General features: G+C 44.1%; 18 protein-coding genes, 1 tRNA gene and 1 other RNA gene. 14 read left to right on the top strand and 6 right to left on the bottom strand.

The window, feature by feature from the left end:
• The first annotated feature begins 16 nt into the window (after window positions 1–16).
• From DXK30_RS07595 to DXK30_RS12720, 5 genes are all read left to right on the top strand, one after another.
• Window positions 17–3,961, top strand: a complete 3,945-nt coding sequence (locus DXK30_RS07595; RefSeq protein ID WP_114701195.1) for an AAA family ATPase — start codon at window positions 17–19, stop codon at window positions 3,959–3,961.
• 215 nt (window positions 3,962–4,176) lie between these two features.
• Window positions 4,177–5,193: a cell division protein ZipA gene (locus DXK30_RS07590; RefSeq protein WP_114701194.1), complete on the top strand. Its 1,017-nt coding sequence runs from the start codon at window positions 4,177–4,179 to the stop codon at window positions 5,191–5,193.
• Window positions 5,194–5,567: 374 nt separating this feature from the next.
• Window positions 5,568–7,559: an NAD-dependent DNA ligase LigA gene (ligA, locus tag DXK30_RS07585; RefSeq protein ID WP_390178035.1), complete on the top strand. Its 1,992-nt coding sequence runs from the start codon at window positions 5,568–5,570 to the stop codon at window positions 7,557–7,559.
• A 3-nt stretch (window positions 7,560–7,562) separates the two neighbouring features.
• On the top strand, window positions 7,563–9,164 hold the full coding sequence (locus DXK30_RS07580; protein ID WP_114701192.1) for a type 1 periplasmic-binding domain-containing protein: 1,602 nt from the start codon (window positions 7,563–7,565) through the stop codon (window positions 9,162–9,164).
• Between the two features lie 232 nt (window positions 9,165–9,396).
• Window positions 9,397–10,260, top strand: a complete 864-nt coding sequence (locus DXK30_RS12720) for a MauE/DoxX family redox-associated membrane protein (protein WP_162799520.1) — start codon at window positions 9,397–9,399, stop codon at window positions 10,258–10,260.
• A 57-nt stretch (window positions 10,261–10,317) separates the two neighbouring features.
• Here the strand turns inward: DXK30_RS12720 and DXK30_RS07575 are convergent, their stop codons facing one another.
• The 3 genes from DXK30_RS07575 to DXK30_RS07565 form a co-directional block, all read right to left on the bottom strand.
• Window positions 10,318–10,881: a hypothetical protein gene (locus tag DXK30_RS07575; RefSeq protein WP_227670710.1), complete on the bottom strand. Its 564-nt coding sequence runs from the start codon at window positions 10,879–10,881 to the stop codon at window positions 10,318–10,320.
• Window positions 10,882–11,316: 435 nt separating this feature from the next.
• A complete protein-coding gene (locus DXK30_RS07570; protein ID WP_114701191.1) occupies window positions 11,317–11,727 on the bottom strand; it encodes a hypothetical protein in 411 nt (136 codons plus the stop codon).
• 329 nt (window positions 11,728–12,056) lie between these two features.
• A complete protein-coding gene (locus DXK30_RS07565; protein ID WP_114701190.1) occupies window positions 12,057–14,510 on the bottom strand; it encodes a YgiQ family radical SAM protein in 2,454 nt (817 codons plus the stop codon).
• Window positions 14,511–15,113: 603 nt separating this feature from the next.
• On the opposite strand from DXK30_RS07565, the gene DXK30_RS07560 reads away from it, so the two are divergent.
• Window positions 15,114–16,400, top strand: coding sequence for an ammonium transporter (locus tag DXK30_RS07560; RefSeq protein ID WP_114701189.1), 1,287 nt, complete (start codon window positions 15,114–15,116; stop codon window positions 16,398–16,400).
• Between the two features lie 10 nt (window positions 16,401–16,410).
• Window positions 16,411–17,052 (top strand): hypothetical protein, encoded by a 642-nt coding sequence (locus DXK30_RS07555; RefSeq protein WP_114701188.1) that lies wholly within the window; start codon window positions 16,411–16,413, stop codon window positions 17,050–17,052.
• A gap of 134 nt (window positions 17,053–17,186) precedes the next feature.
• Here the strand turns inward: DXK30_RS07555 and DXK30_RS07550 are convergent, their stop codons facing one another.
• Window positions 17,187–17,945 carry a YidX family protein gene (locus DXK30_RS07550; protein WP_114701187.1) on the bottom strand — a complete coding sequence of 253 codons (759 nt, stop codon included), beginning with the start codon at window positions 17,943–17,945 and terminating at the stop codon, window positions 17,187–17,189.
• A gap of 164 nt (window positions 17,946–18,109) precedes the next feature.
• Window positions 18,110–18,577 carry an Lrp/AsnC family transcriptional regulator gene (locus DXK30_RS07545; protein WP_114701186.1) on the bottom strand — a complete coding sequence of 156 codons (468 nt, stop codon included), beginning with the start codon at window positions 18,575–18,577 and terminating at the stop codon, window positions 18,110–18,112.
• A gap of 242 nt (window positions 18,578–18,819) precedes the next feature.
• Between DXK30_RS07545 and rarD the strand changes: the two genes are divergently transcribed.
• Window positions 18,820–19,842: an EamA family transporter RarD gene (rarD, locus tag DXK30_RS07540; RefSeq protein ID WP_240314094.1), complete on the top strand. Its 1,023-nt coding sequence runs from the start codon at window positions 18,820–18,822 to the stop codon at window positions 19,840–19,842.
• A 140-nt stretch (window positions 19,843–19,982) separates the two neighbouring features.
• On the opposite strand, the gene smpB is transcribed toward rarD, so the two are convergent.
• Complete coding sequence (gene smpB / locus DXK30_RS07535) at window positions 19,983–20,459, bottom strand: SsrA-binding protein SmpB (protein WP_057758370.1); 477 nt, start codon at window positions 20,457–20,459, stop codon at window positions 19,983–19,985.
• Window positions 20,460–20,710: 251 nt separating this feature from the next.
• Here smpB and coaD point away from each other — a divergent pair, with 251 nt between their 5' ends.
• From coaD to DXK30_RS07505, 6 genes are all read left to right on the top strand, one after another.
• The gene (gene coaD, locus DXK30_RS07530; RefSeq protein ID WP_102078894.1) at window positions 20,711–21,229 is read left to right on the top strand and encodes a pantetheine-phosphate adenylyltransferase; all 519 of its coding nucleotides are present in this window, start codon (window positions 20,711–20,713) and stop codon (window positions 21,227–21,229) included.
• Between the two features lie 267 nt (window positions 21,230–21,496).
• Window positions 21,497–21,745, top strand: coding sequence for a YfhL family 4Fe-4S dicluster ferredoxin (locus DXK30_RS07525; protein WP_021814308.1), 249 nt, complete (start codon window positions 21,497–21,499; stop codon window positions 21,743–21,745).
• A 55-nt stretch (window positions 21,746–21,800) separates the two neighbouring features.
• Window positions 21,801–23,141: an adenosylmethionine--8-amino-7-oxononanoate transaminase gene (gene bioA / locus DXK30_RS07520; RefSeq protein WP_227670707.1), complete on the top strand. Its 1,341-nt coding sequence runs from the start codon at window positions 21,801–21,803 to the stop codon at window positions 23,139–23,141.
• Complete coding sequence (gene bioD, locus DXK30_RS07515) at window positions 23,138–23,854, top strand: dethiobiotin synthase (protein ID WP_114701185.1); 717 nt, start codon at window positions 23,138–23,140, stop codon at window positions 23,852–23,854. The genes bioA and bioD overlap by 4 nt, the downstream gene beginning before the upstream one ends.
• Before the next feature lie 74 nt (window positions 23,855–23,928).
• Window positions 23,929–24,295, top strand: an RNA gene (gene rnpB, locus DXK30_RS07510) — RNase P RNA component class A.
• A 121-nt stretch (window positions 24,296–24,416) separates the two neighbouring features.
• Window positions 24,417–24,493 (top strand) — tRNA-Met (locus tag DXK30_RS07505).
• Window positions 24,494–24,860: the final 367 nt, after the last annotated feature.

Below are 24,860 nucleotides of genomic sequence, written 5' to 3'. Positions count from 1 at the left end.
AGTTTATTGACTCTTCATGCGTTTAAAATCTCTAAAGCTGGCAGGCTTCAAATCCTTTGCCAATCCAACCACTTTTACTTTTCGTCATGGTATCACCGCCATCGTCGGGCCGAACGGCTGTGGCAAATCCAATGTGATTGATGCTATCCGCTGGGTGCTAGGCGAGACCTCTGCCAAGCAGTTACGCGGCGGGGCGATGAGTGATGTTATCTTTGCCGGTACGCAAGATAAAACAGCCAAAAGCGTCGCCAGTGTCGAGCTAACCTTCGAGCATACCCAAGATGAGCAGACTGGTATTCGCCACGAGTTTAACTTGTACCAAGAGCTATCGGTTCGCCGTCAGGTAAATAAAGATGGCCGCTCAGATTATTTTATCAATGGTACGCGTTGCCGTCGCCGTGATGTGGTCGATGTGTTTTTAGGTACAGGGCTGGGTGCACGTAGCTATGCGGTAATTGAGCAAGGCATGATTGGGCGCATCGTTGAGTCTAGCCCCGTGCAGCTGCGTGAGTTTATCGAAGAGGCGGCAGGTGTCTCACGCTATCAGGCTCGCCGTGAAGAAACGCAAAAGAAGTTAGAGAAAACAAAGGATAATCTAGCCCGCCTGCACGATATGCAAAGCGAATTACTACGCCAACAAAAGACACTGTCTAAGCAGGCGGCTAGTGCGCAGCGCTATGAAGAGTTGGCTTTAACACTAGCTGATATCGAGCAGCAGCTCGCCATTCAGCAGCTGTATCAAGCTAAGCAAACACATCAACAGCAGAAAGTAGCGCATGAACGTAGTGCTACGGAGGTGTCGACACTTCAAGCTGACTACGACACGCTCAAAGCTCAGCAAGATAAGCTCACTGCGCGAATCAATCAAGAGCAATGGCTCAAAGACGATGCCCAAAGCGCTCACTATCAGCAGCAGCTCGGCTATCAACAAGCGGAACATAAGCTAAGTGATGCTAAGTCACAGCTGACCGCTATTGAGCAGCAACTGTTTGGCTTGGCTCAACAGCGTGCGCAATCACTCGCTGATATCGAACGCCTAAAAGCTGAACAAGCTGAGCAGAATCAAGCGCTAGAAGCGTTGCGTCCGCAGCTGACTGAGCTGACAGACAAACGCGATAACTATAAGCGCAATGAGCAGCCACTACAACGCGCGTGGCACGAAGCGCAAAACAATCTGTCACGCTTGCAAGATAAAGCCCGTTCGCTTGAACAGCAGCAAGCCATTAACGCTCAAGCACAAAAGCGTCATCAGCAAAGCTATGATAAATGGCAACGCCGCGAGCAAAGCTGGCAAAACCTGTGGCAGCAATTACAGCAGTCTATAGCGCCATCTGCATCTGACAGTACTGATGTGAGTAAGACGGATAAGGTGCAAGATCTCAGTCAGGTGCTAGAACAGCAAGTCACTGAGCTAAGCATGCAGTTGCAGCAGGTTGAGCGTCAACGTGAAGCCGTCGATGAACGCTTGTCCGAGATACAACCGCAAGCGCATAGTTTGCAGCAGAGACTAAACGCACAACAGAGCGAGCTGAGCGATGATGAAAAGCGTCATGCGCTACTGGCAGGCGAATACGATACTTTGCATCAGATATTGCATCCAAAACCTACACAACAGCAATCAGCAAAGACTCAACCTACCGCGACGGATAATGCAGATAACGATGGCATACATCATCAGCCGTTAGCCATCACAACGCTACGTGAGCAGATTGAGCTGAGTGCGAAAGGGCAGGAGCATGCAACGCTACTCGATAATATCTTGGCGTTGTGGCTAGACAGCCATGTTCTGATCTCTAATCAACAAGCTAATCAAACCAAGCAATCAGACGTTAATAACACTAATGGCATTTCTCAACAAGCGAATAGCTTATGGCAAGCGCTTGAGCATGACGTTGCAGATTTACTGACTTATCAAACGGCACAAAATACGCCTGCCAGTGCAAAAGATAAAACTCTAATAGAGACGGGTCATAGCTTATGGTTGCCCGCGGCGCAAAGTAATATTAGTGACCATAAGTTTGTCAGCGAATTGCCAGATAATTTGATTGATAAAGTATTGCCATTATCGCAGTTGGTTAAACAGCCTACATTAGCGCTTTGGCAGCAATGTTATATATATACGGCGCAGTTTGAAACCAGTGAGCAGCATGAGGTTGATACACTTACTGATGTATTAAGATCATTACCACTATACGCTATCCTACTTACCGCAGATGGTTGGCTCATCAGTCGTCATGGGACGATTAATTTAAGCAAATTCGCTGGTGCACAGGATGAGCAGAACGATAGTAATAGCCAATTCCTCACGCAGCGTTTGCAGCAGCGTACGCGTCTACAAGCGTTAGAAGACTTGCTTGATGAGTTTGAAACTAAAATACAAGAGCAGCAAAAATCTATCGCCAAAAATCAGCGCGATTATGATGCGTTGATGATTAGTTTGGAAGAAACGCGCGCGCAAGCTGAGCAGTTAACCCGCGATAAGCATAAATACCAGCAGCAATTAACCACCGAGCGAGCCAATGCCGAGCGTTTACAAGCAGATAGCCAACGCCTGAACGCTGATAAAGCAACGCTCGAGCAGGAAAAGAAAGAACTGGCGCAAGAGCAACAAACCCTTGAGCAAGAACAACAACACATTGAAAGCGAGATCGCTACTCTAACGCCGCAAATAGCAGATGCGCGAGCGACAAACCAGCAACTGCAAGCTGAGCGTAGCGAGCTAAACCGCGCGCGTCAAGCTGATGATGACGCTTGGCAAGCACTGCAGCTGCGTATCCAGCAATACGAGATGCGTTTAGAACATAGTGTTAGCAGTCTGGCTCGTGCAACTGAACAACATGATAAATCGTTAGAGAATGAGCAAAGTCTACAGACGCGTCACGATCAGCAGCAGGCCAAGTTGCCAGAGCTACAAGCAGCGCTACAGTCTGCCCAGACAACGCGCGATGAGCAGCAAGTGCTATTGAACGAGCGCGATACTGCGCTAATGGCATTAAAACAAACGTACGCTGAGCAGCAGACAGTATTTGATACATTGCAAAATACATTGCAAACGCAGCAAAGCGAGCTTGCCCGTCATGCTACTGAGTTGGCACTAAGTGCAGCGCGGTTAGAGGATGCTAGCGCACATACGCAAAGCGCTTTAGATGCCTACTATCGTGTGAGTCATAAATATAAAGCGCAAGCTGAGCAACCTCAACAAAGCATGAGCGTCTCAAACTTGCTAGCAGATTTTATCGCTCATGATCGCCGCGTCCGTCCAGACAAAATCGCTGAGCTTGAATCTGAGCGCGCCAAGTTGACCCAGCAGTTGAGCAAAATTGGGCCAGTCAATTTGGCAGCGGTCGCAGAGTTGGCCGAGGTAAACGAACGCCTGGATCCACTCGCACAGCAGACGGCAGATATCGCAGCCAGTATGCAGACATTGACCGAAGCGATTGCCTCTATTGATGAGACGACCAAGACACTGTTTATGCAGACGCTTGATGCGGTCAATAACGAACTGGCCAATTTATTTGCCAAAGTCTTTGGTGGTGGACAAGCTAGCCTGACACTGAACACTGACGAGATGCCAGCTAATACGCCAAAGTCCGAACAATGGCGGGCAGGGCTTACCTTAATGGCGCAGCCGAAGGGCAAACGCAACAGTCGCTTGGCGGTACTATCGGGCGGTGAAAAAACCCTTACTGCATTGAGTTTGATTTTTGCGATATTTAAGCAGCATCCTGCACCGTTCTGTGTCCTTGATGAGGTCGATGCACCGCTCGATGATGCCAACGTCGCGCGCTTTACCAGTCTCATCCATGAGCTAGCAGATGATTTACAGTTTATTTTTATCAGTCATAATAAATTAACGATGCAAATTGCTGATGAGCTAAAAGGTATTACCATGCCAAGTGCGGGCATTTCTACACTAGTCAGTGTGTCGCTCGATGAAGCTGCGCGTTATGTAGAGAGCTAAGCGTAAAATAGCCGACATTAAAAGTGCTATGAGAATCAGCGCGATGCAAATATAATCAATCAATTGGCATAAATGCAAATAAGCTTGACCTCAGTCCAGCATACTGGTTATAAAGTACACAATGTGGTGACGATATAGGTCAGCCATGCTAGAATATTGCCATTTATGCTCGTTTGTGTATTCCCTTTTGTTATATATACTAGGATGTATTTATCATGACCGTTATTCAGTTTATATTGATTGCCATTGCCGCGTTTATCGTGCTCGCAGGGCTGTTTATGGTCATTCGTAGCTTTAAGCGCCGCGGTGCTACCGAAGCTGCTGCGGTCAATTATGATAAAAATGGTATTCCCATCATACCGCGTCACGAGCGCAACATCGTTGATCAGCCAGACCTTGATGATACGGTCGCAGGTGAGACGAGCATCGGTCCAGATCGTAGTTACTTAGATGCTGTGGTTGAAGAAGAGCCATTGACGCAAACGCATACCAACGTTGACGCTCAACTAACGGCCGAGCGTGATCATGTAGCAGCTGACGATCATGACGTCATCGATGAAGCAGACTACGCGCGCTGGCAAGAAGAGCAACGCCGTGCCGATAGTGCTGAGTTTGTAGAAGTCGCAGATCAGATGCATATCGAGCAAGAGCCTGATGCGTTCTCTAGCCTAATGTCAGCGACCGATAGCCTGATGCCAACCATCGATACGGCAGAAGAGCCGAGCTTCGATGATAACAGCCCGATACTGGATCAGCATCTATCAGAGTCAGGTGATGACGCGCAAAACGGCCCGTTGATTAATGCCAAAGACAATATCAATATCACCATCTTGCCGCACCAATATCGTGACCGCCCAGCGGCGATTATCCGTGGTCGTGATCTGTTAGCGTTGATTGATAAATACGGTCTACGCTATGGCGCGATGAATATGTTCCATCGCTACGAGCAAAAAGACGGTACGGGTATGCTGTGGTTTAGTATGATGGGTATCACCGATAGTGGTATCGCACCGTTTGATCCGCATAGTGTCGCGACCAACACTTATAACGGTGTCGTCGTGTTCTTATCACTTCCGCATCCACAAGCCGTGCGCAGCTTCGATAGTATGATGAGCATTGCTTATATGATGGCAAGCGACCTTGATGCGATTATGCTGGATGAAGAGAACGAACCAATCACGCCTGAATACAAGCAGCAGCTACGTAATCAAGTTCGTGATTATGAGGGTTAGCAGCGCGAAGGCTAAGCTAAGAAAGTTAAAAGCTGATTAATATCAGAAATCATATAAAAGGCAAATAGCGATTAACGTTATTTGCCTTTTTTATTGGGCTATAGTTTCTGCAAAGTGCTAACCATAGATAGCAGACTGAGCGAGCCTGACATAGTATCTGATTTATATAGGATTGACTATACCGAGCTTCCTACAAACTTGTTATCATATCGACATCTTGAATTGCGAAAAAGACGCCGACTATGACTGACTCTACCTCATCAAATAATTCTAAAAATCTATCTGCTCAAGTAGAAAGCCAAGCACTTGCGACATCTAATATACCCAGTTCGACCGACAGTAGTATCAATAATAGTGCAGAGATTGTCTCAAAAATGCGTGCGCTTATTGAAGCGATTAAGACGCATAACTATGCCTATTACGTGCTCGATAATCCGATATTAGAAGACAGCGAGTACGATCAATTACGTCGCTCGTTGCTTGAGATTGAAGAAGAATATCCAGATTTGGTGCAGCCAGATAGCCCAATTAATCAAGTCGGCGATATGCCGCTATCGGCCTTTACCCAAGTCACTCACGACATTCCGATGTTGTCGTTAGGCAATGTCTTTGAATATGATGATTTGCGCGATTTTATGCGCCGCGTCAATGATCGTCTCAGCGACTCACAGCAAAACCCTGAGTATGAGATGGAACTAAAGCTTGATGGACTGGCGGTTTCACTGAAGTATGAGCACGGTAAGTTTGTCCAAGCGGTTACGCGCGGTGATGGGCAGACAGGCGAGGATATTACTCAAAATGCTAAGACCATTCGTAACTTGCCACTATGGATAGCTGATGCTGCTGATATTGAGTTGCTAGAAGTACGTGGTGAGGTATTGATGCCAAAGGCAGGATTTGAGCGTCTCAATCGATTGGCAGAAGAGAACGAGGGCAAAACCTTTGCTAATCCGCGCAATGCCGCCGCTGGTAGTTTACGTCAGCTAGATCCAGCGATAGCAGCCAGTCGTCCATTAGCTTTCTATGGCTATTCGGTCAATCAAGGTTTGCCAGATACTATCGACACTCAGTCAGGGGCGTTGGCATGGCTTACCGAGCTTGGATTTACGGTCAGCGCGGTAGAAGTAGTGGCAAATCCACGCGCCGCGCAGACCTATTATGAGTCAGTGATTGAGAGCCGTGCCAGTTTGCCTTTTGAAATCGATGGCATGGTCATCAAGGTCAATAGCCTTGCGTTACAGCAGCAGCTTGGCTACCTATCACGCGAGCCACGCTGGGCGACGGCCTATAAATTCCCTGCCGAAACGGTGATGACACGTCTAAACGATATCGAGTGGCAAGTCGGCCGTACAGGTCAAATCACACCAGTCGGCAAGCTTGAACCTGTCAAAGTTGGCGGCGTCACTGTCAGCAATGTCACCTTGCATAACTTTGGCGAGATTCAACGTTTAGACGTGCGGGCGGGCGATATGGTCAGCGTCCATCGGGCAGGCGATGTCATCCCAAAAGTCACTCGTGTCTGGCACGATCAGCGCCCAGCGGATAGCGAGCCAGTCACGCTACCATCTACTTGTCCTGTCTGCGACTCTCCTGTGGTGCTGCCAGAAGATGAAGCATTGGCACGCTGTACGGGTGGACTATTTTGCCCAGCGCAGCAGACGGAGGCGCTAATACACTTTGTCTCACGTCGTGCGATGGATATCGATGGACTTGGTGCAAGTTGGCTGATTAGCTTCTTTGAGCATGGTCTGGTCAAAACCGTCGCTGATATCTATCAGTTGCACAATCATGCGGATGAGATGGTCACCTTTGAGAAACTGGGTGAAAAATCGGTACAAAATATCATCAACGCTATCGAAGCTAGCAAGCATACGACGTTGGCTCGCTTTATCTATGCACTTGGCATCCGCGGTGTTGGTGAAGGCACAGCACAGAACTTTGCTCAGCAATTTGGTGATTTAGATAGTCTAATGTCGGCCAGTATTGAGACTTTGATAAAAACCCCAGATGTCGGGGAAATCACTGCCGAGCTGACCTATAAATTCTTTCGTGCGCCGCATAATATCGAAGTGATTAATTCATTGCTTGAAGCTGGCGTTCATTGGGATAAGGTCGAGCAGGTCGCATCAGAAGGGCTACCACTCGATGGGCAAACGTGGGTTATCACAGGCGCGCTCGATAGCATGGCGCGTGATGAAGCCAAAGCCAAACTGCAAGCACTGGGTGCAAAAGTATCAGGTAGCATCTCGGCAAAAACCACAGCGCTACTAGCAGGAGATAAGGCTGGATCTAAACTGACCAAAGCAGAAAAACTCGGCGTCAAAATTGTAGCTGAGGAAGAGTTTTTGACGATGGTTGGGGCGTAGATTATGAATATTGATGACATGGAAGGTCTGGACGAAGAAACTCGCAAAGAGATTGAAGGATTGCAGAAGGTTACTCGTGAGAAGGATGGCGGTGAAGCATTTACAGAAGCTCAATTAAAAATTTTTAGTACTAGTTATTCTAATGAAGACTATAGTTTGGGATATGAAGCTTTAAGTAAGATTAAAGAAACTGATAACAAGATAAGTTACTATCTTGCTCAAATAAATTTAGCGCTTATTGAGAAGGATATTGTAAATAGTGTTTATAAGGCTTCCGAAAGGCTCATAAAATTATATGAAAATAAGGAGTTTGAACCCATAAGTAAAGTGGTACTAAAAGGAGGTTTTCTCTCTGTAGAAGATGTTATGTTTAAGTTTGGGAGTGAGCTTATTAATAAAGAGGAATATAAGGAAGCTTTGAAATTATTTAATTCACTAGGTGCTTCTTACTCCTATGAAAACTATTGTTTGATAAAAATATGTATGCTATTTCTTGAAGAGAACACTAAAAAAATCGCTAAATATTTTCTTGACTCCTTAAGACATGTATTAATAATACAGGATAATTTAATTGTTGATTGTAGTCATGAAAATAAGTATGAAAGAAAACTTGCACATTATACTAGTACTGTAGTTGCTAACGTCTTATTAACTAATCCCGAAAATAATAAAAATTTATTTAGACTTAATACTATATATAATGTCAATGATCCTAGTGAAGGTAGTTTATTAACTAGTTACCTTAAAGAAAAAAAAGATAATTTTGAAAAAAATGTTGATTTAGATGTAGATTACCATGCTTTTTTAAGTTGCTTTACTTTTAATCATGATAGTCTTAATCAGTTTAGATTATATGGAAAAGAAAATAATAAAGAAGCTTCGGGTGTTAGCTTAGTATTTAATAAGAGTTTTTTCTTAGATAGAAATATATATAGTAAGTACAGAAAATTACTAAATGACCCAATAAATATTATTAACATAGAAAAGACGAAAGATGTTAATTTTAACTTATTAACGGATAAAACCGACGATAATAATATAGATAAGCAGAATGTATTTAGGTGTATGTATTTAAATGCTAAAAATGATTATATACATTTAGCTCAAAGAAACAAAATTACTTTTTATAATGAGTTTGAGGATAAAAATGAAGCTCAAAAGCACTGGGAAGAGTATACAAAATACGTAGATAGTAAAAAGGAGGTTGTAATAACAAGTTTAGATAAATTAAAAACGAACTTTAATTCTTTAAATGAGCAATATCGAATATTAAATATTAATTATTCAAGAATTATAGATGAGCTAAATAGCATAGCTGATGAAATTTTATTACCTCTTAAATACCTTGTTAAGCATTCAGCTTTCCAAGAAGAACAAGAATGTCGTATTGTATATATTACCTCTTTGAAAAATGAGAATATAAGAATGGAATTTGGGAAATTCTTATACGTGGAATATGAGCCAGAGGTAAAAGCGCATTTGGACAAAATATACATTGCACCAGCAGCAACGCAATACCAACCTTATTTAGCTAAGCTACTGTGCGATACTAATGTGAAAATTGAACTCTCGAACAATCCTTTCCGTTTATCTACTAGCTATTAAGAAAAAGCGTGTGCTACTCCAGTGTACGCTTTTTACTTTACCTAAATTTTGCTTGCTTCTCACTACGCAGCAAAAGTCCATCCCCACAAAACCCAATGTTACTTATCATTAAACCTAACAAAGTTAACAAGACTGATTCAGATCATCCTTACCGATGCTTATAAGATAATAGTCACAGTCATAAGAAAAACTGTTATCAAGCAGCGAATAAGCAAAACGTAAGGAGCGCGTTATGGCAGACAATACTAACAATAAATCTAATACTGACACCATAGACAACAGCCAAAGCCAACAAGTACGGCATCTCATCGATACCCTACAAGGCGAGCATATCGGCAAAGAAGGCGGGCAGTCCGCCATCATCTTTCGTATGGTGATGTCCGACCATTTATGTCCGTTTGGTCTCAAGTCATTGGATGCGCTGAAGCACGCAGGCTATGACATCATTGATCGCCATATCACGACCCAAGATGAGAATACATTGGTCAAAGATACGCTTGGGGTCAAGACCACGCCGCAGACCTTTATTGATGGCAAGCGCGTTGGCGGTAATGATGATCTGCAAGTCTTTTTGGGCAATCATGAACCCGAGACAGACGACGACACCACTTACGCACCCATCATTGCGATATTTGCTGTTACCGCGCTGATGACGCTGGCGTTATGCTGGGCCTTTGCCGTCAGCGTCTTGTCGATACAAGCGCTTATGTGGTTTGTTGCGTTGTCTATGTGTGTATTAGCGATTAAAAAGCTTGAGGATTTAGAAGGGTTTAGCACGGGATTTTTGGGTTATGATTTATTGGCACGCCGCGTAGTACGCTATGCCTATGTTTATCCGTTTTTAGAAGCGTTTGCAGGTATTGCTATGCTTGCCGATCAACCTTGGCTCAATCCGATTGCAGGTATCGTTGCTTTTAGCATTGGCTTAGTTGGCGGAGTGTCTGTTATAAAAGCGGTCTATATCGACAAGCGCGAGCTAAAATGCGCCTGCGTCGGCGGCGATAGTAATGTGCCACTGGGCGCGATCTCTTTAACCGAAAACGTCATGATGTTCGGTATGGGTGGTTATATGCTGATTCGGGCATTTATATCATAACGACTGTAATGCCATCAGCGCTATGATATGGTGCCACGTGCTAAGTGAAAAACCTGTTTATTCTGCTATCTCTCCATGCGCTTTCACATCACCTTTCTTACCATCTGGCTGTATCACGATAGGCAGCACCAGTCCTTTAGCAAAGTCATCAGACAGCACATAATCATAGCGACTGGCAGCGACATCAGGCGTGGTATGAATGATAAGCGTCATCTCATTGCCATCGGTTAGCTCGTGTGAGACATAGGTTTCGCTGAGTTGATCTAATGCTTTCGATAGCGCTTCGTTACTTGCCATGCTTACCGTCAGATTATGCTGAGCGGTCGCAGCGTCCACTTTGAAGTAATCTGCATAGTCTCGGACGTTTTGACTATCGATGGCAAACGGATATTTATAATTGGTAGGGTCAGCAGGCTTTGCATCGCTATCTACCAGTGACCAGTCGATGGTATCAGCTGCCGATGCAGTTGGATCTGCTCCTGTCTCCGCAGTTTGCTCAGTGGCATCGACAGATTCGGCGGTGTTATCGCAGCCTGTCAGCGCCCACATGCTTGCCGTTGCAATTACCATCATATTTATCAGACGCTTCGCCATCGAGTTACCCTTTTGATTGTTGGTCATGATTGATTTGCTCTACCTGCTATTTTGACAGCTTTCTTTGTGCTTCTCTAGCGAAATACATTAGATGGTAATTTTTGATATAGTCTAATCCTCTATAAAAGAATGACAACGTTAACCTCGCTTGCAGTATCACAGTTATATCTGCACTCGGCTGCCTTGTACCACTTTTAAATTGAATCAACTATATAGTCAAGTCTATATAAATCCGCTACAGCGTCATCCTCGCTAAGCATACTAATGTATAACTTGCACTCGGTTTCCTTGTATCGAAATTATGTTGAACTGACTATACAACTATCTATCTGATGCTGACTTTTATAGCCATTTCTATAAAAACATCAAACGAACAAGCATAAAAAAGCAGCCACTATATGATGACTGCTTTTGTCTATTACGACTATTTGTCTATTACGATATGAGCGTATCTCTAGCTGGTTAGATTTGGCAGTTTACTTGGTATTCTTTACCGTCAGCCCACTTCATCGCAAAGATACCTTTGTCACCTTTCATGTGCCATGCATAGACGACTTCTGGGTTTGAGTCATTTACATAGCTTGCAACTTCGCCTTTCACTTTACCATTTAGGATGATCGGCTGCTCAGCCCATTTTACTTTTGGCAAGGTGACGTTGAGCATCACTTGTTCTTTATTAATAGATTGCTTTGCCATGATTTTGCTATCATCGGTACAGGCGTATGGTGCTGGCGCCATACGATCATAGGCAGCGGTTACTTTTTCTGGAACTGGCGTATCAGTTGCATCTGGGGTAGTTGGTGCGGTAGTCGCACAAGCGCTCAATAGGGCAAGGACTGGTAGGGTAGTCGCAATTTTAGTTATCATTTTCATAGTGCTCTCCAAAGCTTTTTACTAATGTCATTTACTTGTTCTTAATGATGCGTTTAGCATATGAGGGTTATAGTAGCGAAAACGAACCATTTCAGTGTTAGAAATTGTTCGTTACCTGTTAGCTTCGTTACCCAACCGCTGTCTAATGTAACTTGCAATTTGCGACAGGGTGAAAAGTAAACAGTGTTAATTATGAAATGCACGTCTATAAAATTAGCGCGTAAAAAAGCGCCTATCAACGAGTGGCTGATAGACGCTTTTTTGTTTCACTTAACATGCGCTAGATTGAGCATGCGTTTTTATACTATGAACATTAATTGCTATGAACACTACTTGGTTTTACGTGGTGGCAGACCAGTATGCTGAGTCTGAAAATTACCTTTGCTGACTTTCTTTTTACCCGCCATGCCTTTGCCCGCTGCACCTTTAGCTGACGCATTGTTGTTTGACGAGCCATTACTGCGCTTCACTGAATCATTGCCAACACGGCTGTTCTTTTTGCGCGCTGACTGATAAGTATCTTGCGCGGCATCACGCCCTTCTAAACTGGCGTTAAATGGTGGAATCAAACAACCACGGTTTTTACCAATCAAGTCACTACGACCCATGTCTTGTAAGGCTTTACGTAGTAATACCCAGTTTTTTGGATCATGATAGCGCAAGAATGCTTTATGCAGTTTGCGCTGCTTGCCAGACTTGACGATATCCATGTCACCTTCATCACGGCTGACCTTATGTAGTGGATCTTTGTGCGTGTGATACATGGTGGTCGCGGTCGCCATTGGACTTGGATAAAACGCCTGTACTTGGTCAGCACGGTAGCCATTACTTTTGAGCCAAAGCGCAAGGTTCATCATATCTTCATCTTTGGTACCCGGATGGGCGGCGATGAAGTAAGGAATCAGATATTGCTCTTTGCCTGCTTCTTGGCTGAATTGCTCAAACATGGCTTTGAACTGATCATAGCTGCCCATGCCCGGTTTCATCATCTTCGATAGCACGCCTTCTTCAGAATGCTCAGGCGCAATCTTGAGATAACCACCGACGTGATGACTGACCAACTCTTTCACATATTCAGGATCTTTTACTGCCAAGTCATAACGTAAGCCTGAAGCAATCAGGATTTTTTTCACGCCTTTGATATCACGCGCTTTGCGATATAGCTTGGTCAAATTACTGTGATCGGTAATCAGGTTTTCACAGACGTCCGGATAGACACAAGACGGCTTACGGCAGTTCTTTTCAATCGTTTCGTCTTTACAGCTGAGGCGGTACATGTTGGCTGTTGGGCCACCAAGGTCAGATATCACACCAGTAAAGTTCGGTGCGGTATCACGAATTGCTTCTACTTCGCGCAAGATTGAATCTTCTGAACGGCTCTGGATAATACGGCCTTCATGCTCAGTGATCGAGCAGAAAGTACAACCACCAAAACAGCCACGCATGATATTGACCGAAAACTTAATCATGTCATAAGCAGGGATGCGCGCATCGCCATAGCTTGGATGCGGCAGGCGCGCATACGGCAAGTCAAACACATAATCCATCTCTTCTGTCGAGAGTGGCACTGGTGGCGGATTGAGCCAAACGTCGATAGAGGTATGCGAATTACCAGCACCGCTGCTATGACGCTGTACGAGCGCACGGGCGTTACCCGGATTGGTCTCTAAATGCAGGATACGACTTGCATGAGCATAAAGTACAGGGTCAGATTTGACATGCTCGTAGTCAGGCAGACGAATCACCGTCTTTTCACGTGGTGGCATTTTTAGCTTATGCTTACGTGCCGTCATTGGCTTATCAAAGCCGCGCATTTGCACCACTTGCGTCTCTTCATCGACTTGCTCAGCGTTGATGACTTTATTGGCAACTGGTTCAGCGACGAAGCCCTGATATTGCGATGACATAGATGAAGGCATGGCTTGGCCAACAGGCGAGTCTGATGGTTTGCTCTGCTCAATTGAACAGCTATCAACGTCCTCGGTCATTACATAAGGGTTGATAATTGGATCGACACGGCCAACGGTATCGACATCATTACTCGCAACCTCAGTCATATCTTCTTGCCAATGGCGACGAGTCGGGGTCAATAAGTAAGCCGTACCACGCAATTTGCTCATCTGCTCAAAGCTATAGCCCTTAGACAGACCATGTACCACATCGACGATCGCACGCTCAGCATTACCATATAATAAGACATCAGCACGCGCATCCAGCAAGATACTACGGCGCACTTTGTCTGACCAATAGTCATAATGAGCGATACGGCGTAGACTACCTTCGATGCCGCCCAAGATAATAGGCACATCAGGATAGGCTTCACGGCAGCGTTGGCTATAGACGATAGCCGCGCGGTCAGGGCGTTTGTTTGCCACGTTGCCTGGAGAGTAAGCATCATCGCTACGGATTTTGCGATCTGCCGTATAGCGGTTGATCATGCTGTCCATGTTGCCCGCGGTCACGCCGTACGCATAGACAGGTTTGCCCAATTCCATAAAGGCGTCTTTGCTCTTCCAATCTGGCTGAGCGATGATACCAACACGGAAACCTTGCGACTCTAATAGGCGACCGATGATGGCCATACCAAAGCTTGGATGATCAACATAGGCATCACCTGAGATGATGATAACGTCACAAGCATCCCAGCCCAAATCGTCCATTTCTTTGCGGCTCATCGGTAGATAAGGCGCCGGCTCGTAGCAGCTCGCCCAGTGTTTGTCATAATCATAAAGTGGCTTGGTGCCTTGTTTAAAGGCAGTGCGGGCGATGGTATCGGCAGACATGGGCGGACCTGTTAATTAGAAAAATGGCACTAAAAATACAGCCCTTATTACCCAATGATAATAAAGGCGAATTTAAAAGCGCTCATTTTAACATGAATCGCCTTCACTATGCGACCTATTCTATTAGGGACGATTGCCGATAAGTTATTGATAGCGTGAGATAAACTGCTCATGCAAAGTAAGCTATCCGCACAGCAAAATAATGGCAAAAACAGTCTAGACAGAACAGTCACATTATTAGTTCAATCAAACTTACTTCCAACAATGATTCTCTACCCTAGTTCAATTTATAGCCACATCCTCTCAAGCATTTTTATCAAAATACTTATTTGGCTGATACTGGTCATTTGTTTTCTTATATTTAACACTTCCTTCAATTTCTAATAATAGGTTTTGGCACAGGTTTTGCTCCACCCCTTTTAGGGCTTATTTGTGTGCATTAATGAGTAAAAATAGTGCACCGATAAAATTTGAACGGATAGATAAGTGTTTGGAGATAAAATGAGAACATCATCTGTTGGACTGGACACGATAAAGACATTATCAAAACTATTAAAATTATCGCTAAACAATAGGCTGGTGCTAAGTACATTATCGTTTGCAATGATGGGTAGCGCCCAAGCCGCTGGGACCGACACATTGACCGTGGCACAGCTGCTCGAATATCAAAATATCGCCTGGATTATCTGGGGCGGGGTATTGGTGTTCTTTATGCAGGCAGGTTTTGCACTACTGGAGAGCGGATCAGTACGAGCGAAAAATGCGGTAAACGTGATGATGAAAAACTATACCGATATGTGTATCGGTGGTCTGGCGTTCTACTTAGTTGGTTTTGGGCTAATGATGGGTACCAATAATTCAGGGTTTGTCGGCACGGATCACTTTATGCCAGTCACGTTGTCTAATATGGACTGGGCACTGATGTTCTTTCAGATGATGTTTGCAGCGACAGCGGTGACGATTGCTAGTGGTGCAATGGCAGAGCGCGTTTCCTTTATCGGTTATGCAGTGGCGGCATGTTTGATTTGTTTGTTCATTTATCCTGTGTTTGCCAGTTGGGTATGGGGTGGTTACTTCGGCGGGACGGGCTGGCTAGCTGAGCTTGGTTTTATTGATTTTGCTGGGTCTACCGTCGTGCATTCTATCGGTGGCTGGTTGGCATTGGCAGGCATCTTGGTCATTGGCCCAAGACTAGGCCGCTTTGCCCCTGATGGCACGCCAAGACTCATCGCAGGGCATAACATGACGTTACTGGCGCTTGGTGGATTTATCTTATGGTTTGGTTGGTTCGGGTTCAATGCGGGATCGACGTTATCTATCACCGGCAATATTGGTTTAATCGCAGTCAATACTTTTGTCGCTGCAGTGAGTGCGGTGGTGAGCTATATGCTTATTTCACGATCGCTTAACAAAGCCATTTTGCTGAGCGATAGTGTCAATGCCAGTTTGATTGGTCTGGTATCGATTACTGCAGGTTGTGCGACCACAACGCCTGTATTTGCCATTATTATCGGTGCGGTCGCTTCAGTGGTGTATATCTTATCATCGCAAGCATTATTAAAATTCAAAGTAGACGATGTGGTCTCGGCAGTGGCAGTACATGGCTTTGGCGGGGCATGGGGTACGCTCGCCGCAGGATTGTTTTATACAGGAGATGTATTTAACTTATCACGGCTTGGCGTACAAGCGCTGGGCGTCGGTGTAGCGTTAGGCTGGGGACTGGGACTGGGTTTGGTGATGTATAAGCTTATCGATCTAAGCTTTGGGTTAAAAGCAAGCCGTTTACATGAGCAACGCGGCCTTGATTATACCGAGCATGCAGAGCTTGGTTATCCTGAATTTCAGAAACAGATGTTTGATTCCAAGAGTTTAACTGAGCGGCATTTATAGGAGAGAGCTGATGAACATTGATACTCAATCCGTAGACCAAGCTGTGACTGCGATGGCAGAAGTACTTGCCGACTATCTACATCCTGAAGAGGTGCGACTGCTTAAATCACAGTGGCAGCGATACTCGACTGTCTCTGTAAAAATGATGCAACAGTGCGTCTTGGATGTGACAAGGCGCTATCCTGAGCTGCAAGCTTATAAGTCTGATATTAGGAAAGGCTTTTGGGCTACGTTGCAAGCGGACAGTCAGCAGACTGTCGAGTCTGATAGTCACAATAGCCATAATGGTCATAATAAAGCAATCAAAGCGCCAGTCCCTGTCTCTGAGTTGGTTCTGGCATTTTATACCGTCATAGAAGCACTGCGCAGTCAGCTATCAGAAACAGAAAGTCGCAACCTATTTCTGACCATGCACCAAACTGTTTCGCAAGAGCGCACCTTCAAAGGGCATAGTCTTAACATCAGTCAGTTTTTAGAAGGCAATCGCCCGTCTGTACCTGATAATGAGCACCTGTTAAATAATTTGATGCAGTTGGCTTATGTATGTTTATGCGATGTTGCAGGTCCTGTCGAAGCAGATGAGATGATGTTTCGAGCAGCAGAGAAAGCGAAACAAAACTATCCGAAAATACTGGTCGAAAAGTTATTCTAAAATGTTGAGTCGGCACGTTACGATTGATTGTGGAAAACCTTTCGATAACGTGCCTTATATAAAGGGGCTTTTATAACGTAGCTTTCATGGTGTACCTTGATACTAGACGATGAGCGGTCTAGTAGTTTAACGATCTAATCTAATAACTGAAGTGGGAAAGTAATTACGTCAAAGGCGAGGGCAAAGGGTAGCAATACTAGCTTTTGTGCGTCATTTGGACCGCTACGAGTGACGACATCTTGCTGAGTCTGTGTATAAAAGCTCACCGTATATGGCTTGGTCAGTGCGCGATAGTTTGACTGAATTAACCCTAAGTTACTAACTTGCGGATAGATAGCGCCTTTGACAGGAACGCTAAAACAAAAGCGCTGAGCATTGATACGTTGATCGCTCGCTGAGGTGCACTCTTTACCATTATTTTGCAAAAAGAACTGATAGTCTGAGCGCCCAAACTCATCTTTTAATTTGGCATAAGACAGTTTCATCTCACCTTGAAAGTACCCATCATTATTGGGTACATGAAAGCTCATGTCGTTATCCACTTGAATGTTTTCTTGCGTGAGATTACTCAGTAAATTCACCATTTCTGTTCCACCTTGGGTGAGAACGTAGCTGTTCTTCTCTCCTACGATAACCATTGACGCGTTTGGCATTTTTGGTAACGCCTGAGCAGGACGACCAAAGGCAACAATTTGATCTTCAGACAGTATCTGCTTTGTTGTGTTCGTGGTGACATGCCCGCTATTGTCTAACAATGAGCTGGTCGCACAGCCTGAGCTGGCTAGTACCGTAGCAAACAGAGCACCTGCTATTACCTTTTTTGAATTTAATGGGTTTAACGGTTTTAATGACGATTGCATATTCTTCTGAGTAGCATTTGTGTGGTCAGTCATGATTAGGCTTCCTTGTCTAATAAATGGGCTTACGAAATTAACTATCGAGTTTTTATTTCTTCTCGGATGTCTGGTGAATATCGTACAGTGTTTATATGTAATTTAGCTACTTATCATCCATTGTCATATGATAGGTAAGTGTAGCGGTGACTAACTAATTGTAATTAATCTAGCGTGATTTTTGTCCCACTCTTAGTAAAGTTCATCACAAACTGGCTTTTGAAATTGCGCACATTATTTTCGTAAGTCAGTAAGCTGCGCGTGAACTGATGATAGTCGCTCATATTCTTTGCATTGACCATCAGCATGAAATCAAAATCGCCCGATACTTCATAACAGCTCATGATTCGTGATTGCGCGTCCATCAGGCGCTCAAATCGATGTTGCATTGAAGTGTTAGAGCGCTCCATTTCTATCATCACTACTGCTGTCAGGCCATAGCCCACTTTGTCAGGATTGACGATGGCCACTTGTTTGGTAATCACATCACTATCTATCAGCGCCTGTATGCGCCGCTGCGCCGTCGCGATAGATACATGCACTTGCTCTGCGACAGTTTTTAGCGGTAATGTCGCATCATCTTGCAGCAAGTTCAAAATGGCTTTATCAATATTATCTAAAGTATGGCTCATATCAGGACATCCTTAATAGCAGAGTTTTCTATCTATTTTTATAAATATTATCACTAAAAATACTAATATAAGAAAATAATCATTTATATGATACATATTTGATATTTTTATTCATTAATACATCTATATAGAGATAATATATTAAAGCACCCTAGTAAAATAGACTGTACCAATCAGAGCTGCTTTAAAAAAAGAGCTAGCAATTGGTTTTCTACCATCTATTAATAGCTACGGTGCTTATCATGTCTATCTCAATGCTCTCCAATGTATTCGCTAATACGCTAGCAACGACTGCTGCACGTTTGCCACTACCTGCGATTTGGACGACAGGTAGCGCACAACAACGCACATTAATACTAGGGGTGTCTTTTGCCATATTGTCCAATGTACTGTTTGGCGTCCTCTATGCGTATAGCAGTTTCTTAGCGCCACTGTCAGGGACGCAGGTTTTTATCTGGCGCATGCTCGCGATGTGGGCAGCGTTGGTCGGATACTTAATAGTAAGTGGACGTCTGGGATTGCACATCGATAAACTAAAAGCGTTAAAAGGCGCTAAGCAGTGGGCTTGGTTGCTATTACCTACGCCGATATTTCTTAGCCAATTTTGGTTATTTATGTGGGCGCCAGTGAATGGCCAAGGTGTGCAAACCGCGATGGGATACTTCTTATTCCCATTAATGATGGTGGTGTTTGGTTGTGTCCTCTTTGGCGAAAAACTAAGCCGTTTGCAATGGTTGGCAGTAGCCTTTGCTGCATTAGGCGTGGGTAGCGAAGTTATTCGTACCCAAAGTGTCTCTTGGGCGACGCTATGGGTATGCGGTACGTATCCTGTTTATTACATTTTACGCCGACTGCAGGGAGTCGGTGCCGTGACTGGGTTATTGGTTGATTTAACGATATTTGCGCCCTTTGCGCTGGCTTACTTGTTCTTCTTTGCCCCAAGCAGTTTGGCATTGGTTAGCGGCTCTGGTTTCTTTATCATGATGCTAGTAGGTTTGGGTGTGCTTAGTGTCTTGGCGATGAAGACCAATATTGATGCCAGTCAAATGCTACCAGTCAATGTCTATGGCATGATGAGCTATCTAGAGCCAGCGTTGCTATTTATTTTGGCAGTGACCGTACTAGGTAACCCATTTGAGTCAGCGATGATCTATAGCTATGGTCTGATTTGGTTAGGTATTGGGTGTTTGATTGCTCATGGTGTTAGGCAATTACGTCAGGCTAGTAGAAAGACAGCATTGTCTCTAGAAGAGCAAATTGCATAATAGTATGGATTGCTAAATGCTTGTATGAGTTATTATTGGTAGCTAAAGCTGGGCGATAATATTTATAGATATCGTAGACAACAAAAAAGGACGGCTCAGTAAATCTTGAGCCGTCCTTTTTAACGTAGATTAAATAATGCTTAATCTAAATGCTGTTTGAAACCGCGCTGCTTATCACGTTCCCAGTCACGATCTTTTAGTGTTTTACGCTTATCATGTTGCTTTTTACCCAAGGCTAGGCCAATTTGGCATTTCACCAGTGAGTTTTTCCAGTAGCAAGACAACGGTACGCAAGCATAACCTTTCTGGTTGATTGCCCCAGATAGTTTTTCGATCTCACGACGATTTAGCAGCAGTTTACGGGTACGAATACTGTCTGGACTAACGTGCGTTGAGCTCGATAGTAATGGCTGAATGTGCGCCCCGAACAAGAAGGCTTCGTTATTGCGAAATATGACGTACGCTTCAGTAATGGTCATTTTTCCTGCGCGAATGGCTTTGACTTCCCAACCTTGTAATGCCAGTCCTGCCTCAAAGGTTTCTTCGATAAAATACTCATGACGCGCCTTTTTATTGGCGCAAATCTGATTATCTGGCTTTTTTGATTTTTTTGACATAATTTCTCCATAAGGATGACCTAAAACACAGGCTCCTTATTTAATCAGTCCCAATAATTCCTCATCCTAATCCAATAAATAGTCTCTTTTTTTATTTCGATTATGAGATGGATGAGTCGAACTGCCTATTGTATCAAAGCCTCTGATGAAAAGGTAAATCAGCTGTTAGGACAAATGTAGCAGATAAGTATTAAGTTTGAGCAAAATTTGCTAGCATATGGCCTAATATTACCGATTATATCAGCCATGCTATGAGCCACTCTATTTCTCCTAATTCCTCAAAGCTACACACCAAAATTCTATACCCTGGCACCTTTGATCCGATTACCAACGGTCATGTAGATTTGGTCACACGCGCCGTCAAGCTATTTGATGAGGTCGTTATCGCGGTTGCCTCAGGCCATCATAAAAAACCCTTGTTCAATTTTGAAGAGCGCGTTGCTTTGGTCGAAACCGTATTTGCAGACTTACCGCAGGTATCTGTGATTGGTTTTGAGGGGCTGCTTGTTGACTTTATGCGTGAAAAAAACGCTACGGCAGTTTTGCGTGGCTTGCGTGCAATGTCAGATTTTGAGTACGAGTTTCAGCTAGCCAATATGAATCGTGAGCTTGATGAAAACTTTGAGGCAGTGTTTTTGACCCCATCTCAAAATTACTCCTTTATCTCATCTACCATGATTCGCGAAATTGCTAAGCTTGGCGGTGACGTCAATAAATTCGTTCCACCCTGTGTTTTGCAAGCATTTGACAAAAAGTTAAATATTAAATAAAAGATGCTGTATTAAAGATATGCTGCTAGCACTTGCTAAAATAGCAAGGAGCAGCCATATAGGAATAGGGCATGTCCCTATTTTAAAAATAGTGATAAAAATTAGATAAATCGCAGGCAAACAAGAAAAATAGTGCAGACAATATCGAGATATTGACCAGTTATTTGACGCCGTTTGTCAAAGATTTAGCCATTTTTAGCCCATTTAGTGATAAACGTTTGAATTAGGGACAAGCCCTAATACGAGCAAAAATATAAGGAACAGTTCATGGCACTATTAATCACTGATGAGTGCATCAACTGTGATGTGTGCGAGCCTGCTTGCCCCAATGAAGCCATCTCAGAAGGGGATGATATTTATGTCATCGACCCTGATCTATGTACAGAATGTGTCGGACATTTTGACGAGCCACAATGCGTTGTGATTTGTCCAGTCGACTGTATTCCTCACGATCCCAATCATGTCGAGACTGAAAGCGACCTGCTATCTAAGTACAAACGTATTACGGGTCAATAGAGTACTTATAAGCGATTGATGACGTTTGGATTTACAACGTTTTAGGGACAACACGATGACTATGGAAAAAGTAACCACGCAAACAACAACCACGCAATCCATCCAAGTCGTAAATGACTTCGATCAGCAACATCTTTGGCACCCATATGCTAGCCTGCCACCCACTTATTCTAATATTGTAATCGATCGAGCTGAGGGTATTTATATCATCACCGAAGATGGCACGCGCTTGATCGATGGCATGTCGTCATGGTGGGCGAGCGTGCATGGCTATAATCATCCAAAACTGAATGAAGCGCTTATTAAGCAATTGGGTAAAATGGCGCATGTCATGTTTGGTGGTTTGACCCATCAGCCAGCGATAGACTTAGGCAAAAAATTGCTCGACATTGTGCCTACTGGTTTAGACGCTATTTTTTATGCAGATAGTGGCAGCATTGCGGTAGAAGTGGCACTAAAAATGGCGCTGCAATATCAAGTGGCCGCCAAGCATCCAACCAAGCAACAGTTTGCATCAACCCATTCAGGGTATTACGGAGACACGTGGCATGCCATGAGTGTCTGTGATCCGGTCAATGGCATGCATAGCCTATATGGCAAGCAATTACCGATGCAGCATTTTGTTCCTGCGCCGCCACTTGGCTTTGATCGCGCCTTGACAGTAGATGAGCGTGAATCATTAGCTCAGTTTTTTGTAGAGTATGGTGAGCAGCTGGCGGGTTTTATTATTGAGCCAATTATTCAGGGTGCAGGCGGGATGCGTTTTTATAGTCCTGAATATCTGCAATTGCTGCGTCAACTGTGCGATGAGCATGATGTACTATTGATTGCGGATGAAATCGCCACTGGGTTTGGGCGTAGTGGTAAACTGTTTGCATGTGAACATGCGGCTATTAGCCCTGATATCATGACCATTGGCAAGGCTTTGACGGGTGGCTATATGACTTTTGCCGCCACGCTATGTACCCGCAAAATTGCCGATACCATTCATAATAGTGACTATCCAGCGCTGATGCATGGCCCAACCTTTATGGGTAATCCACTGGCCTGTGCAGTTGCATGCGCATCGATTGATTTGATTACGTCTTATGATATTGAAACGCGTACCGCAAATATGCAACGCATTATGGAGCAACAGCTAGTACCAGCCGCGTTATTAGACGGTGTTGCCGAGGTACGTTGTTTGGGTGCAGTCGCCGTGGTCGAACTACATGAGGCGGTCGATATGCCCATTTTTCAATCTTTATTGATTGATAACGGTATCTGGGTCAGACCATTTGGTAAGCTGGTGTATATTATGCCACCCTACGTGATTACTGATGATGAACTGGCTATCTTATGCCAAGCGTTGCTAAAAGTAGTGCGTACGTATTTAGAAGACCGAGGTCAACCATGAGTGTTTTATTTGTTTCTGGTATCGATACCGATATCGGTAAAACTTATGCTACTGGGCTGCTTGCTAAGGCCCTTATGCAGCAAGGCTTAAATGTCATCACTCAAAAGCTAGTACAAACGGGCGTATCGATAAATCCAGATAATGGTGAGATGAATATCGCTGATGATATCATTACGCATCGTCAATTAATGGATATTCCTCTGCAGCCATGTGACCTCGATTTTACGACTTGTGCTCATCGTTATAAAAAGCCTGCGTCTCCTCATTTGGCTACTAAATTATCAGGGGAAACACTTGATCCTGATATGATTACCAATGCTACTAAGCGACTGCAATCTGAGTATGAGCTGGTACTACTAGAAGGTGCAGGTGGCTTACTTGTACCGATCACAGAGAATCTACTGATATTAGATTATATTGCCGAGCAAGGCTATCCTATTGTCTTGGTCACCTCTGGTCGATTGGGCAGCATCAATCACACTTTGCTGAGTTTAGAAGCTATAAAGTCGCGCGGATTAATAGTACATAGTGTCATTTATAATCATATTCATGATGATGCTGAGCAAACGGATACTGAAATCGCAAATAGTACTATTGAGTTTCTACGAAAATATTTGGACAATCATTATTCCGAAGCGCATTGGCTGCAGATACCGTATCTGAAGGATAAAGTGGTCGGTAATATTGAAACACTGCCAGAAAATTTTGTTTAGCCTATTTATGTTGTCCACAAAAATAAATCCGAAAGACATTCGCAGACTGTCATAAGTTTGCTATACTAGCGCGCTTGGTAGACTAGGCGATCGCCGCTGCACACTGGCAACAGATGAGCAGGGGAGGAAAGTCCGGGCTACATAGGGCAGCGTGCCAGCTAACGGCTGGGCAGGGTAACTTGACGACCAGTGCAGCAGAGAGTAGACCGCCTTTAGTATCTTAGGGTATTATCGGTAAGGGTGAAAGGGTGCGGTAAGAGCGCACCGCGTGGCTGGCAACAGTTCACGGCATGGTAAACTCCACGCGTAGCAAGACCAAATAGGCATCGGCATGGCGCGGCCCGCGTTCGATGCGGGTAGGTTGCTTGAGCGTATTAGCGATGATACGCCTAGAGGAATGATCGTCCACGACAGAACCCGGCTTATCGGTTTACCAAACCTTTTTTATTGTTTGTTATAGTAATAGTTGCAATTAATCTGAATTAAATTCGTTTTTTTGCAAAAAATGCTTATTAGGGGTTGACTGCAGTCAACAGCTTGGGCATAATGTGCAGCCTAAAACGGCGATGTAGCTCAGCTGGTTAGAGCGCATGACTCATAATCGTGAGGTCAAGAGTTCAAGTCTCTTCATCGCCACCATATATAGCAATACTAAAAAACCAATCTATCGAGATTGGTTTTTTTTTGCTTCGGATAAATGGTATGCTCAAAAATTCCTATGAATCATTGTTATCTTAAACCTCCTCTATAAGTAGCAAACTGTCTGTATTTTATCTTTAAGTCACATCTCTTCTAACAAAATCGCCTTACTTTGCAGTGGAAAACTGCTAGAATACTCTTTTATGTCTACGCAATAGTATTAGTGTGCTTAGTTATATATTTCAAACGATGGTTTGAGCCAGAGCGGTTATTTTTGATCAGCCATTTAGAACACTATAACAATACTTTATTGATTGCGATAAACGGCATCTATTTTTTAGTTTTATTATTCTATCACCTTTAATTT

The organism is Psychrobacter proteolyticus (assembly GCF_003350005.1).
Taxonomy (GTDB): domain Bacteria; phylum Pseudomonadota; class Gammaproteobacteria; order Pseudomonadales; family Moraxellaceae; genus Psychrobacter; species Psychrobacter proteolyticus.
Note: the sequence above shows the minus strand (reverse complement) of the source record. Positions and strands in the feature narration are given on the sequence as shown.